A 13310-nucleotide genomic window follows, 5' to 3' on the forward strand; every position below is an offset into this window, starting at 1 on the left:
GTTTGGTCCGGCGCTGTCCGCCAGAGAAGTCACGCCCTTCTCTTTGGGCCGTTGACCAGGATGAACGGGTGGGTCTTGCAACGGTCCTGTGGCAGCTGAACATGCACGAGGGCTACTTGGCAGCGCCGGCTCGCCCGGCGGCGGGCCTGCTACCAGTTGAAGGCAAGCCTGAGCGAGCAACTGCTCCTCTCTGAACCGACGGATCGGCCCGGTTGATCGGGGTGATTGGGCTCGTCATTGCCTCATGGAAGGAAAATCCGAAGGCACCCTCGCGAACCGCACCCCTCAGGCGAACGGCCGGTACTCGAGAAGGAAGGCGATCAAGCCCCGGAGTTGTCGGGTGTGCTCTGGGGTGGGGTCGAGCTGGTGCTGGAGCTGCACAAGAGTGCATCTAACTTGGAGTCGAGCTCGTCGAGCTGCCTCATCTTCTGCTCGTGCGCGATCGAGCGCTGCTCGTCTTCGATCTTCAGCTGCTCGCTCTCTTTCTGCAGCTGCTGCATTTTCTGCTTGTACTCGATCTCCCTCCGATCGAACTCGATCTCTCTCAGCTCGTAGTCGACGACGGGTCGCCAGTTCAACATCGCCAACCAACGCCGGAACCAAGGCAACGAGGAGTAGTACTCCGACTTGCTGATCAAGGGCGACGGTGCCGGCGAAGGGGAGGGATGCATTGCTGTAGGACGAGAAGAGAGTGATCAGCGCCAGCAGGCCGCCGATGACGAGGGTGATCCAGCCCTGGATGTCGAAGACCAAAACCCTACCCAAGCCGAGCCCTCGCCGCTTTCAGCATAGTACGCCAGTACTCGCCAAAGCGAATGCGCGCGGCGATGTTCTCAGGGTGCAGGGGCTGCAATGGTGGAGGGCGTGGCCCAAGTGAAAGGAGGCCAGTGCCAGGTGCCCGATGACTTTGATCAGCTGGCCGCCGCCGAGATCGCCGATTTGTTTGAAGGCGCCTGAGGCCAGCGATGCGCTTGCTGCTCGATACGCCGGTGTTCAGTGTGGCCAGCCTGTGGGAGCTGGTGATCAAGCAGGCGCTGGGGCGGCCCGATTTTCGGGTGGAGCCGGCCGTGCTGCGTCGAGCCCTGCTTGAGGGCGCTCCCCGGTAATCCGGTTGCCGACCTGTTCGAAAACAGGCCAAGGGCATTCATCAAGCTTCCGACGTTTGATAGAGACGCCTTGAGGGGCTTGGCGTTGCGGCGGAATGTGCAGCGCTGGGGCCGTAGATCCACGGCCTGCTTCAGTTAATGTGGATCGAGTGTCTGCTGCTCAGTGTGGCGAACATTATGTCGATCCGTTAGTTGTGTGGTCCCACTGGCGTGACCCCCTTTGCTGCTCCAGTTCTTATCAGAGGTGATGGGGTGATCAGGCTGGCTTCCATTGCTGGAGGGCTTTCGGGGGGGGGCTCCCCTCACCTGAAATTGCTTTGACAAATCTGAGTAAAATTTTAGTTAATCATCATCTTCATCACAATAGACATTTTTATCTTTCCAAAGAGACATGTAGTTATTCAACCCCTTGTTTGCGGTATCGCTTAGCCTGCCTCCTGCGGGAAGTAGTGGCTTCCAGCGGGCGACTATCTGGCCGCTGGGCAAAAGACAGCATGTGTTCTTATGCTGATATGAAGGTGTAGTATGCTTGAAATCGCCCATTACTAAACCCTTGCTTAATCCTGTCTGCGCCAATGCGGCACCCCAAGGAATTGGCCCAGTAGGGCAAAGGGGGGTGAGGCCGTAGTACCTATTGCGAATATTTGACATTACTCTTTCTAATACAAGTTTCAGTGCTGGATGCTTTGGCTTTGCATATATTATGCTGGGTGCGCATGCCCACGAGTTTCCCAAAAACTCCTGCATATCCCTGAACGCTATCAATTCAACTTGACTGTTGACATCAAATGATGGCAGGCACCATTGCATGCCCGCATCAATATACCAGCCGCCAAATCTATAAAGTATACAATATCTCGCCATGTCCGCCTTAAAGGAGTAGGGCCTCAGCTGCCTATATGCAGCCAATACGTCCACTCCAAAGTTATCGCGCAAGAAGAGCGCAATCATGCTGTCGCTGTAACATTTGTATTCGTGCCCAGCGGCTGCGTCTTTGATGGAGTTCATGTAACTCCTTATTGGGCCGACCGGTGGCTCGTTGTTGTCTGATATATATATCTGTGTTATTTGCATTTGCTGAGTGGAGTGTGGATCGTTGCGCTCACAGGAGTCTCCCTAATACGACTTAAGCCACCCCCTTGATCTTGCCGCTTTAATTAACTCGAGAATTTGCGTCTCTAGATCGTCAGATGCAAGAGCTACACTTAGTAGTTCGGCTAGTTGATTTAATACTCCGCTGCACTTTTGTGGCTCCCAAGCTTGGAAATAATGCAGCCTTCTTAAGGTTAGATCCACGTGCATACTTAATGAGACTCGGGGATCTCGAAAGGTCTGAATTGCGCTGTCTTTGAGGGGTGCAATTGTGCTTAAAAATGGAAGTGTGATGGCAGCAGAAAGCTTGCCTTCACGGATGAGTTGTCTGTAAAACATATCATTGATCGGCACCCTGCCGCTTAGTTCAATGCCGCGCATTGCTTCCAAGAGGCGTTTAGCCCCGCGCCTTGTTAAAATAAAAGAAGAGGCGCATGCAAGATACTGCCCTCCGTTCATGAACATAAGGGGACCTCGAAAAATCAAGAATTTCACACCTACAGCCGCTTGCAAAAAAAACGCCTTGCGGCGCCAAACGATCTAATGATTTGCACAACAAAACGACTAAATTGAATCAGGCAGCCTCATGAAAATTATTACTCATTCGAGTGCAAATGCACGATTTGCTCTTAGAAGATATCGCAAGAAGTTAAATGTCAGATTCTTGAGACCCCACCATGCTTTGTTTTTCTCAAGCCCAATCTTTCTAGTCATCTTGCCACCCATAGACATGCTCATGCAGCCAAAAACATGTTCCACACAAGCTCTAATTGCTGATTTAATACGGTTACGCTCTTTGGCTGCGTCGCTTAGCGGGTGATTGCGGCTGCCTTTTTCGTGAATGCAACTTTCAAAACCGCCAAGATCCAGTAGGTCTTCAAAGCGCTCGCCTGCAAAGGCAGAATCTGCCCAAACATAATCATCTGTGTTCTCAGGATCGAGGAGCATCGGCAGCATCTGACTGTCATGGATATTGGCCGGTGTCACGGCATAGCGTCTGATAAATCCATGTTCAACGTCGATACAGATACTGTTCTTGTAGCCATAGTGATTGATGCCGTTCTTTTTAACCCATCGCGCATCTAAGTCCTTTTGCTGCAATAGATTTGAGATTTCGTCCCATCCTTCAGGCATGCGATTCTCTTTAATCTCCTTGTTGTCTTCTCTGCTATTCCGCTGCCGTGGCACTGGAACCAACGTTGCATCAATTATCTGCCCGCCACGGGCTTCGAGGCCTTGGGACCGGAGATAGGCCTCAAACTTTTCAAACAGCTCTTCGATTACCCCAGCCTTACGAAGCCTTTCTCTAAAAAAGGCGATAGTAGTAGCATCGGGAATATCGTTCATTACGCCTAAGCCAACAAACTCTTCAAAAGAACGGCGATCATTTACCTGGAACTCAGTGTCATCATCGCTCAAATTGAAAAGCGGTTGGAGCACCAGCATTTTGAAGAGGATCAGAGGATCAATTCTCCGCCGACCAGCATTGCTTTTCCGCTCTTGCGCATAACCTCTTTCGAGCAGTGGGCGAAATGATTCCCAAGGAATCGACTGGGAAAGTCGCTCAAGAACAGGTTTTTTAGTTTTGAGCTTTTCAACCCTCTGCTGCTCGTCCCAGAAGCCTCTCTGGCCCATACCAGGCATGCAATTAACTATCCAAATTATAAGCTATTGTCGCCTCAACGCAAGGGCTGGTCGTATTTTTCGAGGTGCCCATAATTCCTCCATTTGCATGCTGCCTTTGCTTGTCAAGACTGCGGAAGCGTTGATAGAGAGGAACTGTAAGAAATGACTCTGTAAATACAATATCGATCATGCCTTGATGGCTCTTCAGGGGCTCGATTGCCAATGGAAGCGATGGATTGAGAACGGCATCATCCTCAACGAGGTGAAGGAAGTTATTTAAAGATGCCTGATCAGCAAGCCATTCCTCTAGCAGGCTTATTGTCGTGCGCCACAGGCCTAGATAGCCCGCACTTGGTAATCCAACCGCCTTCGCTTCATCCATGGTGGCCTCTTTGGCTGCAAATCGCTGATGGGTCGAGACCCATCCGAGTGTCTCAAGTTGATGTGCCATACATGCCCATCTATGCGTTGCCCGATCGAGATTCATAATCCAACCAGTTATGGTCTGGGGCATTGCCGGCTTGGGGTCAACAACCAGCGGCTTATGCCATCGGACTAGCACCAAGTCTTCAGGTGGCTCTTGGCTAGTTGGGATGAGTGCAAACGGATCCTCTCCCTCCACTTGCAGGCACGGATAACGCTGCAACCAACCCGCCAGCCAGAGGGACTGCCCCTCCCGCTGGGCCCCAAATTCGTTCTGGCCGACGTGCCGGTTGCCGACCGGTTCGGGGTCGGGCCAGGGCACACTCCCCTCGCTGCGGAAACAGCGGTCGTGCACCAGGGCCAGCGGCCTGATGCTGCCCCAGAGCAGATCGCGCAGGAACCACTGGTCCACATTGGCGGTTTCCTTGGCGGGTGGCCTGTAGGCGCTCAGCAGCGCCGTCAGATCCGGCAGCACGCCGGCCACCCCGCCCCACATGCCCGCCAGGATTGGATCGGTGTGGCTCCACCAGTCGCGCATTACATGGAACCAGCGCTCGGAGGCGAGCCACTGCTGCACCGCCGCCACCTCCCGCTGGTTCACCACCGAATCGCAATCGCGCACCAGGAAGCGCCCCACGGCCGGATCGTTGGCCACCAGGAATCGCCAGCAGAGCTTCTGGCGCATGCTCTGGCCCGCGGGCATCAGCCGGAGCTCAGCGCCAAGGCTTTGCAGCAGCTCCCTGAACTCCAAGGGCACCGTGGTGTCCAGGTGGAAGCGGGCCTGCCAACCGGGATAGAGGTCGGGGATCAGCAGGGCATTGCGTAGGGCACCCCGCAGATAGCGGGGGTTGCTGCCCCAGATCGAGAACGCGATCACATCACGCAGCTGCTGGCGCCCGGGCCGCTCAAGGTGCTGCTGGGGGCTGCCGGCCGGCGGCTGCCAGCCTTGCAGGGGCAGGGCTGCCTTGGTTTTCAGGGCCAGGGAGCGCTCGCCGGCTGCACGCGCCTCCGCAAAACGTTCAAGCCGGGCAAGGCTGGCTGCGAGCCCATCCCAAGCATTGACGTTGCCGGGCGAGCGGGCCACCACCTGCTCGAAACAGGGCGCCGCCTCGGCCGCCTTCCCCTGACGGCCGAGCATCACCGCCAGGTTCTCGAGGATCTCCAGATCATCCGGATGCACCTGCAGCAGCCGGCGCAGAAAAAGCTCTGCCCCGGGCAGATCTCCCAGCTGAAAGATCTAATAAACCAGCTGCAGGCCCAGCTGCCGCGGGATTGCCGGCTTGGCGGCGTTGATGGGCAGCAGGAGTCGATCGATTGCCGCCTGCTGCTGCCCCTGCTCCCAGAGTTGCTGGGCCATGCCATCCCACGCGGGCGACGCTGGTGATCCGGCCATCAAGGGCAGCTGGCAGCTGCTGCCATGGTGCCCAATGCCATCGCCGGCTGCCCGTAGATCTGGCCGGGATAGGTTCAAAGCTTCCGCCCTGGCCGGATGGCCCCGCCGCCCGTCGCTTCGCTCCAGCGCCGCCAGGTGCTGTTGATCACGGCGGCGGTGGCCCTGGTGCTATTTGGGTGGCAGCTGGGCAGCTCCGGCCTGGTGGACGAGACCGCTCCCCTGTTTGCCGCCTCGGCCCGGGCCATGGCCGAAACCGGTGACTGGTTGATCCCCCGGGTGAACGGCCTGCCTCGCTTCGATAAGCCGCCGCTGGTGTACTGGGCGATGGGGATGCTCTATGCCCTCCCCGGCCAGGAGCTCTGGAACCCCCTGGGCACTTGGGCGGCGCGGCTGCCCTCGGCCCTGGCTTGCGGCGCCGTGATGCTGGCCCTGGCAGACACCCTGCTGCGCTGGCCCCAGCGGCCCGGCCGGCCGGCCCTGGTCGCCCTGACGGCTGCCTTTGCCTTTGGCCTTTCCCCCCTGGTGCTGCTCTGGGGCCGCATCGCCGTCAGTGATGCCCTGTTTTCAGGGCTCCTGGCCCTCAGCCTGCTGCTGGGTTGGCAGACCTATGCCCGGGGCCAGGGCTGGTGGCGTTGCTGGTTGCTGCTGGGCCTGGCGGTGCTGGCCAAGGGGCCGGTGGCAGTGGTTTTGCTGGGCCTGACCCTGCTGCTGTTTGGCTGGTTGCAGGCGGATATGGCCGGGCTCTGGCGGCGCCTGAGGCCCCTGCCTGGGCTGGCGATCACGGCTCTGGTGGCGCTTCCCTGGTACGGGGCCGCCCTGGTGGTGGCAGGGGAACCCTTCTGGCGCAGCTTTTTTGGCTACCACAACCTGCAGCGCTTCACGGTGGTGGTGAACAACCACCTGCAGCCCTGGTGGTTCTTCGTGCCGGTACTGGTGATCGCCAGCCTGCCGGCCACGCCCCTGCTGTTGCTGGGCCTGGCCCAGGGGGTGGGCCCCCTTCGCTGGAGCTGGCTGCCGGCGAAGCCCCTGGCGCCGGAACTCTCGCTGCAGCGTTTCGCGGCCTGCTGGTTGCTGGCGGTACTGCTGTTTTTCACCGCCGCGGCAACCAAGTTGCCCAGTTACTGGCTGCCGGCCACGCCGGCGGCGGCCCTGCTGATTGCCCTGGCAGCCCAGCGGGGGCAAGGCTGGGCCTGGCGACTCAGCCTTGCCCTTACGGCCGTGCTGGCGGCCGGTTGGCTGGCTTCTCCCCTCTGGGTGCCGCTGATCGTGGCGCCGGAGATCCCGGGCCTGGCGCCGGAGCTGCTGGCCGGCGGCTGGCTGTTGCTGGGCGGGGGGCTCTACGCCCTCGCCGTGGTTCTGGGCTTGGCTCAGGGGCGGAGCGGTGGCGCCGCCGCCCTGCTGGCGCTGCAGCTTCCCCTGCTTGCCTTTGTGCCCTTGGTGCTCCAACCTGCCTGGCAGCTAGGTGATCGGCTGCGGGGTCTGCCGGTGCGGCAGATGGCCTCGGCGCTGGTTCGGCAGGCCCGCCCCTCCGAACCGGTGGCGATGGTGGGGATGCTCAAGCCCTCCCTGCACTATTACGGCCGCCGGGTGGTGATCTACGAGGGGGCCGAGCCCCACAACCTGGTCAACCTGGCCGACCGGCTTCGGACCGAGACCCGCCCCGGCCAGCCAGCCAGCACCCCGGGCGAGCAGCCCACCCTGCTGATGGTGATCGATACCGGCACCGCCGCCCTGCCCTTCTGGCAGGGCCTCGAGCCCCAGCTGCTGGATCGCCTGGGCATCTATGGCCTCTGGCGCCTGGATCGCCGCCGGCTAGAGGGGCGGGCAGCCCAGCTGCAGCGGCAGGGGGTCGCCGCCGACTGGCGGCTGCCGCGCCCAGAGCGCTATTGAGTTAGCCGGTGGGGCGGGCTGCCAGGGCCAGCTGCTTCTGGCGGCAGAAGCTGCAGTGGCCCCAGCGGGCCATCTCCCCGGCCGGGGCCGGACTGCTGCAGCGGGGACAGGTGGCCATGCCGTGGACATCCACCCGGCTGGGGTGGGCTGCCCACACCTCCCCTTCCTGCAGACCGCCAGGGGGGGCGGCCGCCGCGGGGTGGTGTTGTTCCAGGCGCAGATCGCGCACGCTGAAGCCATTGGCGCGCAGGGCCCCCAGCAGCTGGTGCCGGTTGTATTGGAGGGCCTGGAGCCAGGGGCCCGGGGCCGCCCCCACGGTGAGCAGGCCGCTGTGCAGGCGCAGGGGCCTGCAGTGGGGGGCGAGCTGGGCGCCGGCGATGCGGGGCCAGGCCTGCCAGAGGGCCGCCAAGTGCCCGCCCTGCTGCCAGCGTTGCTCCAGCTCCCGCAGGCAGCTGGCCAGGCCGCTGGGGGGTGGGCGCGGAGCAGGAACCAGCAGGCTGAGGTTGCCGATCTGGCGGGTTTGCTGGCGGGAGGCCTTGGCCATGGGCTGACGTTATCGGGGGTGCGGCAATCCCGCTGGTAAACCGCGCCAAACTCTGGCTACCCTCAAGCATCGCCCCCCGCCAGCTTCGATGGGCTTCTTTGATCGCCTCAGCCGCCTGATTCGGGCCAACGCCAATGCGGCGGTGGGATCCATGGAGGATCCGGCCAAGATCCTCGACCAATCGGTGGCCGACATGCAGTCGGACCTGATCAAGTTGCGCCAGGCGGTGGCCACGGCTATCGCCAGCCAGAAGCGCATCCAGAACCAGGCAGAGCAGGCCGAATCCCAGGCAGCCACCTGGTATGAGCGAGCCGAGCTGGCGCTCAAAAAGGGTGAGGAAGACCTGGCCCGTGAGGCCCTCGGCCGTCGCAAGACCTGCCAGGACACCGCCACGGCCCTGAACACCCAGCTGCAGAGCCAGGCAGGCCAGGTGGAGCAGCTCAAAAAGAGCTTGATCACCCTCGAGAGCAGGATCGCCGAGGCCAAGACCAAAAAGGACATGCTCAAGGCCCGCGCCCAGGCGGCCCAGGCCCAGGAGCAGCTGCAGAGCGCCGTCGGCAGCCTTGGCACCAACAGCTCAATGGCGGCCTTCGAGCGGATGGAGGAAAAGGTGCAGACGCTGGAGGCTCGCAGCCAAGCGGCCGCCGAGCTGGCCGGTGCAGATCTGGAAAGCCAGTTTGCGGCCCTGGAGGGGGCGCCCGAGGTGGACGATGAACTTGCGGCGCTGAAGAACCGCCTGGCCGGCGGAGTGGCGGCCCCCCAGCTGGAGCCCGTCAAGGTGAGTGAGCTCGATCCCGAGCTCGAGCAGCTGAAGCGCTCGATCGACAAGCTCTGAGGCCCCTGGCCATCCAACTGGGGCTTCCCTCTCCATACAATCGGGGTTCTACCAGTTGTTTGCGGGGCCTTGCCGTGTCCGTTGTTCAGCTCACCGACGCCAATTTTCAAACCGAGGTGCTGGATGCTGCTGGCCCAGTGCTGGTTGATGTTTGGGCCCAGTGGTGTGGTCCCTGCAGGCTGATGGCGCCGATGATGAATTGGCTGGACGCCGAATACACCGGCCGCCTTGCGGTGGGCAAGCTGGAGGCCGATGGCAACCCCACCATCCGCGATTCCCTGCAGATCCAGGGTCTGCCGACCCTGATTCTGTTCAAGGGCGGCCAAGAGCTGGCTCGCCACGAGGGTGCCATGGCCAAGCCCCAGCTCCAGGCATTTGTGGATGCCCATCTCTGAGCGGCTCTCTCGGCTGGGCAGCGGCGTCTTTGCCCGCAACGACCAGCGCAAGTCCGCCTACGTGGCCAGGGCTTTGGAGCTAGGGATGCCAGAGCTGGTGGATCTCTCGCTCGGCTCCACCGACCTGCAACCCCCTGCCGTGGCGATCGAGGCGATGGCTGCCCAGTTGGCAGCGCCGGCAAGCTCAGCCTACTGCCTCCATGGGGCCACTCTCCCCTTCCGCCTGGCCGTGGCCGCCTGGGCCCAGCAGCGTTTTGGGGTGGCGGTGGATCCGGAAACGGAGGTGCTGCTGCTGGTGGGATCCCAGGAGGGCACGGCCCACCTGCCGCTGGCGGTGCTGAATCCGGGCGATCGGGCCCTGCTGCTCGATCCCTACTACCCCTCCCACATGGGCGGTCTGCATTTGGCATCGGCCGAGCCGGTGTTGCTGCGGCTGGATGGGGCGGCGGGGTGGCGGCCCGATTTCGACGCTCTTGGCGCCACCGAGTGGGATGTCCTGAAGTTGATGGTGCTCGGTTTTCCCCACAACCCCACCGCTACCACCGGCGAGCAGGCCTGGGTTGATCGGGCCGCCGAGCTGGCCCTGCGCCACGGCGTTGTGTTCGCCCATGACAACCCCTACGTAGACCTGGCCCTCGATGGCGAGGCGCCGGCGCTGCTGCGCTCCCCCCACTGGCGTGGCTGCGGGATCGAATTTTTCTCCCTCTCGAAGGGCTGGTGCCTGGGTGGTTATCGCCTTGCCTTTGCGATTGGGGCTGAGTGGTTGATCACCGCCCTGCGCCAACTCAAGGGGGTGGTGGATTTCAACCAGTCGCTGGCCCTGCAGGCCGGGGCGATCGCTGCCCTGCAGCAGGCGCCCCACTGCCCCGAGCAGCTGCGCACGACCTACCTTCAGCGCCGCGATGGGATGGCGGCCGCCCTGGAGGCCGTGGGCTGGCCGGTGCAGCTGCCATCGATGGCGCTCTACCTCTGGCTTCAGGTGCCGCCCCAGGCCGCCGGCATGGGCTCGGAGGCCTTTTGCGCCGCCCTGCTCGAGGCCACGGGCGTGGCGCTGACGCCCGGCAATGGCTTCGGCCCCGGTGGGGAGGGCTGGCTGCGGCTGGCCCTGGTGCAGCCGCTGGCAGAGCTGGAGGCCGCTGCCGCCCGCATCGGCGTCTGGCTGGCTGGTCTTTGAGCTGGCAGCTGCGCCGTTTGCCGGTGTGTGCCAGCACGGAACTGGAGCTGGATCGCTGGCTGGCCCAGCGCCAGGGCCTTGGCTTGCCGCTGGCCAAGCTTGCTGTGCAGGCTGGGCGCCAGCGCTTCGGCCACGGCCAGCAGGGACGCCCCTGGCAGTCACCGGCCGGTGGACTCTGGCTCAGTGCGGCCTTCCCCTGGGCCGGGGCTTTGCCTAGCTCGGCGGCCCTGGGGCTGGCGGTGGCGGTGGGGCTGGCCCAGCAGTTGGAGCAGCTGGGGGTGCCGGTGCAGTTGAAGTGGCCCAACGACCTGCTGGTGCACAACCGCAAGCTGGCGGGCCTGCTGCCGCGGCTACGGCTGCGGGGTGGCTCTATCCGCTGGGCCCAGGTAGGCCTGGGCTTGAACGGTTGCAACCGGGTGCCCGCCGCCGCGATCTCCCTTGCCCAGGCCCTGGGTGCCCGGCGCTGCCATCCCCAGGCCCGTCCCCAGAGGTTGCTGATCAGGCTCCTAGCCGCCTGCGACTGGGCCTCCGCCCACGCCAACGAGCCCGAGCTGGTGCGCAGCGCCGCCGAGGCCAGGCTGTGGCGGCCGGTGGCTGGCTGGCCCCACGGGGGTGATAGCTGGCAGGTGGTGGGTTTGGATGGCAGCGGTCGCCTGCGCCTGGCTCTGGGCAACCGCCAGGTGGCCCTGCAGCGCCATTTCTGAGCATCTCCAGCCCGCCGGCCAGCTTTGGCGGTGCCGGTGCCTACCCTTGGGAGCCGAGTTTTTTGCTTGCCTGAGATGGTCCAGCGTTTGCCAGCTGTGGCGATCGCACTAGCAGTGGCGGCGATGGTTGGCCGGGCCATGGCCCAGCTTCCGCCACCTCCAGTTGAGCCGCCCATAGCTGAGCAGCCAGTTGAGGAGCCAGCCCAGCAGCAAGCGCTTCCCCCCAGGGCGGCACCGCTGCGGCCCGATCCGGCGGTGCTGCCGAGCCGCCCCCCCACCCGCTTTGATGCCTCCCTCGATTCGCTTGTGCGCGATGGGGTGGTGTCCCCGGCGGAGCGGGCCCGGATTCGCAGCGGCTCCGGCATGACCCCCTTCAATGTGCCGGCCCACCAGCAGGCCTGCCGCAGCGGTGCCCTCTCCCAGCAGGAATGCAGCAGCGGCGTGGTGGTGCGCTGGCGAGGTCGCCTCAACGGAGGCAGCGGCCTGGTCGCCGGCGAGGTGCCGGGCGGCTTTGCCAGCCCCCTGCCCCCCCTGACCGTGCCGGTTTCAGCCCTGCTGGCGGGGGCTGGGGGCACGTTTCGGCTCGCCGATGTGTTTGGCGTGACGCCCCGGCCGGCGCCGATCGGCGGCAACGGCAATCGCCAGCTGCTGTTCCCCCTGATCGGCTCGGCCGTAACCAGCAGCAATTTCGGCTACCGGCTCCATCCTCTGCTGGGCAGCTGGCTGATGCATGCCGGCCGCGATCTGGCGGCGCCGGAGGGCACGCCGGTGGTGGCGGCCCTGGGCGGCCGGGTGGTGAGCAGTGGCCTGGCGGGGGGCTACGGCCTGGCGATTGAGGTGGAGCACGACCGTCCCCGGCGCCGCACCCTCTACGGCCACCTCAGCGAGCTGTATGTGAAGGAGGGCGACCGGGTGCGCCAGGGCGAGGTGATCGGCCGGGTGGGCAGCACGGGCCTGAGCACCGGGCCCCACCTCCATTTCGAGCTGCGCCTGCCCGGCGAGGGTGGCTGGGTGGCGGTGGATCCCGGCGATCTTGATCCCGGCAAGGGAGCTGCCGGCAGCGATGCCATCGCCCTGTTGATGGGGCAGCTGTTGCAGAGGCTCGAGCGGCCGCCTGCAGGAACACCAGGCGTCAGGGGCTGAGCTGCTTGCGCAAGGCGGCGGGGGTTGTGCCGTAGCGAACCTTGAACGCCCGGCCGGTGCTGGGGCTGTCGCTCAGTTGCCAGCGCTTGTAGAGCGCCCTGATGCCCAGGTGGTGATGGCAGGGATCCAGCAGCTCGCGGTGCAGGGCTTCCAGGCGCAGCTGGCGCAGCAGCTCCATCGGTGTGAGTGTCAGGCGCTGCTGGCAGAGCTCCTGCAGGCGGCGGCTGCTGAGGCAGGCGGCCGCCGCCAGATCGGCGGCGCTGAGCTGTTGATCGAGGCGGGGTTTGAGCCAGTCGATCAGGGTTTGCAGCGGGTCATCACTGTTGGCGGCCAGTCGGATGCTCTGGGCCTCGAGCGTGCTAGTGCAGTAGCCCTGCAGGGCCTGGACCAGGCGGGTGCGGGTGGCCTCGTCGCCGTGCTCGAGCTGGGCTTGCTCGAGGAGTTGCAGCATCGGCTGCAGCAAGGGCAGGGGCTGGCAGCCATGCCATTCGGCCGGCGCCCACCCCAAGCCCGGCGGCAGCGCGAGCCGCACCAGCTGCACCGGTGCCGACAGCAGGGTGAATTCCTGCAGGGTGGTGCGGGTAAGGCAGAGGTTGGTCCCATTGGCTCAGAGCAGCAGGGGATTGCTGCGATCGCCCAGATCGAGCGCCAGCCGCCCCCGCAGCACCAGCAGCAACCAGGAGCGGGCTTCGCTGAAACGCTGCCGCAGCCCCTGACGGCGCAGGTAGAACTCCTCGCTGAGCAGCAAATCGGCTTCGCTGAGCAAGCGGGCCCGCAAGGCAGGCACCGGCCCCAGGCGGGGGTGGTCGGGTGCCTGATGTTCAAACTCCAGTTCGGCGCCCAGACGCTGGCTGAGTTCGGCGCGGGATAGGGGCTTGGCTGGGGCAGCTCCCGCCACGTCTGCACCAGAGACAAGAAGTAAGTTTAAGGAAATCTGCCTGCCTGTCAGCCGCGCCCGACCATCGAAGGGTCAAAAGCGCGATCA

Annotated in this window: 16 protein-coding genes and 1 pseudogene; 8 read left to right on the forward strand and 9 right to left on the reverse strand. The window is 63.6% G+C overall.

Annotated features, from left to right (window positions below; all coding sequences use genetic code 11):
- Positions 1-320: 320 nt before the first annotated feature.
- Entirely contained in the window at positions 321-671 is a 351-nt protein-coding gene (locus H8F27_RS12245) for a hypothetical protein (RefSeq protein WP_197148335.1), read from the reverse strand.
- Positions 672-965: 294 nt separating this feature from the next.
- Here H8F27_RS12245 and H8F27_RS12250 point away from each other — a divergent pair, with 294 nt between their 5' ends.
- Positions 966-1106, forward strand: coding sequence for a hypothetical protein (locus H8F27_RS12250; RefSeq protein WP_197148336.1), 141 nt, complete (start codon positions 966-968; stop codon positions 1104-1106).
- Positions 1107-1448: 342 nt separating this feature from the next.
- Here H8F27_RS12250 and H8F27_RS12255 read toward each other — a convergent pair whose 3' ends face one another.
- From H8F27_RS12255 to H8F27_RS18310, 5 genes and pseudogenes are all read right to left on the reverse strand, one after another.
- A complete protein-coding gene (locus H8F27_RS12255; protein ID WP_231596248.1) occupies positions 1449-2114 on the reverse strand; it encodes a glycosyltransferase family 32 protein in 666 nt (221 codons plus the stop codon).
- A gap of 108 nt (positions 2115-2222) precedes the next feature.
- On the reverse strand, positions 2223-2657 hold the full coding sequence (locus H8F27_RS12260; RefSeq protein WP_197148339.1) for a hypothetical protein: 435 nt from the start codon (positions 2655-2657) through the stop codon (positions 2223-2225).
- 141 nt (positions 2658-2798) lie between these two features.
- Entirely contained in the window at positions 2799-3833 is a 1035-nt protein-coding gene (locus H8F27_RS12265) for an IS5 family transposase (RefSeq protein WP_197148341.1), read from the reverse strand.
- Between the two features lie 13 nt (positions 3834-3846).
- Positions 3847-5124, reverse strand: coding sequence for a hypothetical protein (locus H8F27_RS12270; RefSeq protein WP_231596249.1), 1278 nt, complete (start codon positions 5122-5124; stop codon positions 3847-3849).
- A 153-nt stretch (positions 5125-5277) separates the two neighbouring features.
- Positions 5278-5385 (reverse strand): annotated as a pseudogene (locus H8F27_RS18310) (hypothetical protein); the annotation flags it as partial.
- A 36-nt stretch (positions 5386-5421) separates the two neighbouring features.
- Between H8F27_RS18310 and H8F27_RS18315 the strand changes: the two are divergent.
- Positions 5422-5631, forward strand: a complete 210-nt coding sequence (locus tag H8F27_RS18315) for a hypothetical protein (RefSeq protein WP_197148346.1) — start codon at positions 5422-5424, stop codon at positions 5629-5631.
- Positions 5632-5736: 105 nt separating this feature from the next.
- Entirely contained in the window at positions 5737-7530 is a 1794-nt protein-coding gene (locus tag H8F27_RS12280; RefSeq protein ID WP_197148347.1) for a glycosyltransferase family 39 protein, read from the forward strand.
- 1 nt (position 7531) lies between these two features.
- On the opposite strand, the gene H8F27_RS12285 is transcribed toward H8F27_RS12280, so the two are convergent.
- Positions 7532-8074 carry a DUF721 domain-containing protein gene (locus H8F27_RS12285; protein WP_197148349.1) on the reverse strand — a complete coding sequence of 181 codons (543 nt, stop codon included), beginning with the start codon at positions 8072-8074 and terminating at the stop codon, positions 7532-7534.
- A gap of 88 nt (positions 8075-8162) precedes the next feature.
- Between H8F27_RS12285 and H8F27_RS12290 the strand changes: the two genes are divergently transcribed.
- The 5 genes from H8F27_RS12290 to H8F27_RS12310 all read left to right on the forward strand — a co-directional run bounded on the left by H8F27_RS12290 (position 8163) and on the right by H8F27_RS12310 (position 12325).
- A complete protein-coding gene (locus tag H8F27_RS12290; RefSeq protein ID WP_197148351.1) occupies positions 8163-8909 on the forward strand; it encodes a PspA/IM30 family protein in 747 nt (248 codons plus the stop codon).
- A 74-nt stretch (positions 8910-8983) separates the two neighbouring features.
- The gene (gene trxA / locus H8F27_RS12295) at positions 8984-9304 is read left to right on the forward strand and encodes a thioredoxin (protein WP_197148352.1); all 321 of its coding nucleotides are present in this window, start codon (positions 8984-8986) and stop codon (positions 9302-9304) included.
- Positions 9291-10478 (forward strand): aminotransferase class I/II-fold pyridoxal phosphate-dependent enzyme, encoded by a 1188-nt coding sequence (locus H8F27_RS12300; RefSeq protein ID WP_197148354.1) that lies wholly within the window; start codon positions 9291-9293, stop codon positions 10476-10478. Before trxA ends, H8F27_RS12300 begins: the two co-directional genes overlap by 14 nt.
- The gene (locus H8F27_RS12305) at positions 10475-11182 is read left to right on the forward strand and encodes a biotin--[acetyl-CoA-carboxylase] ligase (protein ID WP_231596251.1); all 708 of its coding nucleotides are present in this window, start codon (positions 10475-10477) and stop codon (positions 11180-11182) included. The genes H8F27_RS12300 and H8F27_RS12305 overlap by 4 nt, the downstream gene beginning before the upstream one ends.
- A gap of 138 nt (positions 11183-11320) precedes the next feature.
- A complete protein-coding gene (locus tag H8F27_RS12310) occupies positions 11321-12325 on the forward strand; it encodes a M23 family metallopeptidase (RefSeq protein WP_197153547.1) in 1005 nt (334 codons plus the stop codon).
- Here the strand turns inward: H8F27_RS12310 and H8F27_RS12315 are convergent.
- Positions 12315-12857 (reverse strand): helix-turn-helix domain-containing protein, encoded by a 543-nt coding sequence (locus H8F27_RS12315; protein ID WP_197148357.1) that lies wholly within the window; start codon positions 12855-12857, stop codon positions 12315-12317. The two genes, H8F27_RS12310 and H8F27_RS12315, sit on opposite strands and share 11 nt — an antisense overlap.
- 75 nt (positions 12858-12932) lie before the next feature.
- On the reverse strand, positions 12933-13223 hold the full coding sequence (locus H8F27_RS12320; protein WP_197148358.1) for a hypothetical protein: 291 nt from the start codon (positions 13221-13223) through the stop codon (positions 12933-12935).
- Positions 13224-13310: the final 87 nt, after the last annotated feature.

The organism is Synechococcus sp. CBW1108, from assembly GCF_015840335.1.
Lineage (GTDB): Bacteria > Cyanobacteriota > Cyanobacteriia > PCC-6307 > Cyanobiaceae > Cyanobium_A.

Coding starts and splice junctions, on each gene's coding strand:
- H8F27_RS12280 (WP_197148347.1), top strand. CDS start 5,737: ATGGCCCCGCCGCCCGTCGCTTCGCTCCAGCGCCGCCAGGTGCTGTTG.
- H8F27_RS12290 (WP_197148351.1), top strand. CDS start 8,163: ATGGGCTTCTTTGATCGCCTCAGCCGCCTGATTCGGGCCAACGCCAAT.
- H8F27_RS12245 (WP_197148335.1), bottom strand. CDS start 671: ATGCATCCCTCCCCTTCGCCGGCACCGTCGCCCTTGATCAGCAAGTCG.
- H8F27_RS12265 (WP_197148341.1), bottom strand. CDS start 3,833: ATGGGCCAGAGAGGCTTCTGGGACGAGCAGCAGAGGGTTGAAAAGCTC.
- H8F27_RS12310 (WP_197153547.1), top strand. CDS start 11,321: ATGGCCCAGCTTCCGCCACCTCCAGTTGAGCCGCCCATAGCTGAGCAG.
- H8F27_RS18315 (WP_197148346.1), top strand. CDS start 5,422: ATGCACCTGCAGCAGCCGGCGCAGAAAAAGCTCTGCCCCGGGCAGATC.
- H8F27_RS12300 (WP_197148354.1), top strand. CDS start 9,291: ATGCCCATCTCTGAGCGGCTCTCTCGGCTGGGCAGCGGCGTCTTTGCC.
- H8F27_RS12260 (WP_197148339.1), bottom strand. CDS start 2,657: ATGAACGGAGGGCAGTATCTTGCATGCGCCTCTTCTTTTATTTTAACA.
- H8F27_RS12255 (WP_231596248.1), bottom strand. CDS start 2,114: ATGAACTCCATCAAAGACGCAGCCGCTGGGCACGAATACAAATGTTAC.
- H8F27_RS12250 (WP_197148336.1), top strand. CDS start 966: ATGCGCTTGCTGCTCGATACGCCGGTGTTCAGTGTGGCCAGCCTGTGG.
- H8F27_RS12285 (WP_197148349.1), bottom strand. CDS start 8,074: ATGGCCAAGGCCTCCCGCCAGCAAACCCGCCAGATCGGCAACCTCAGC.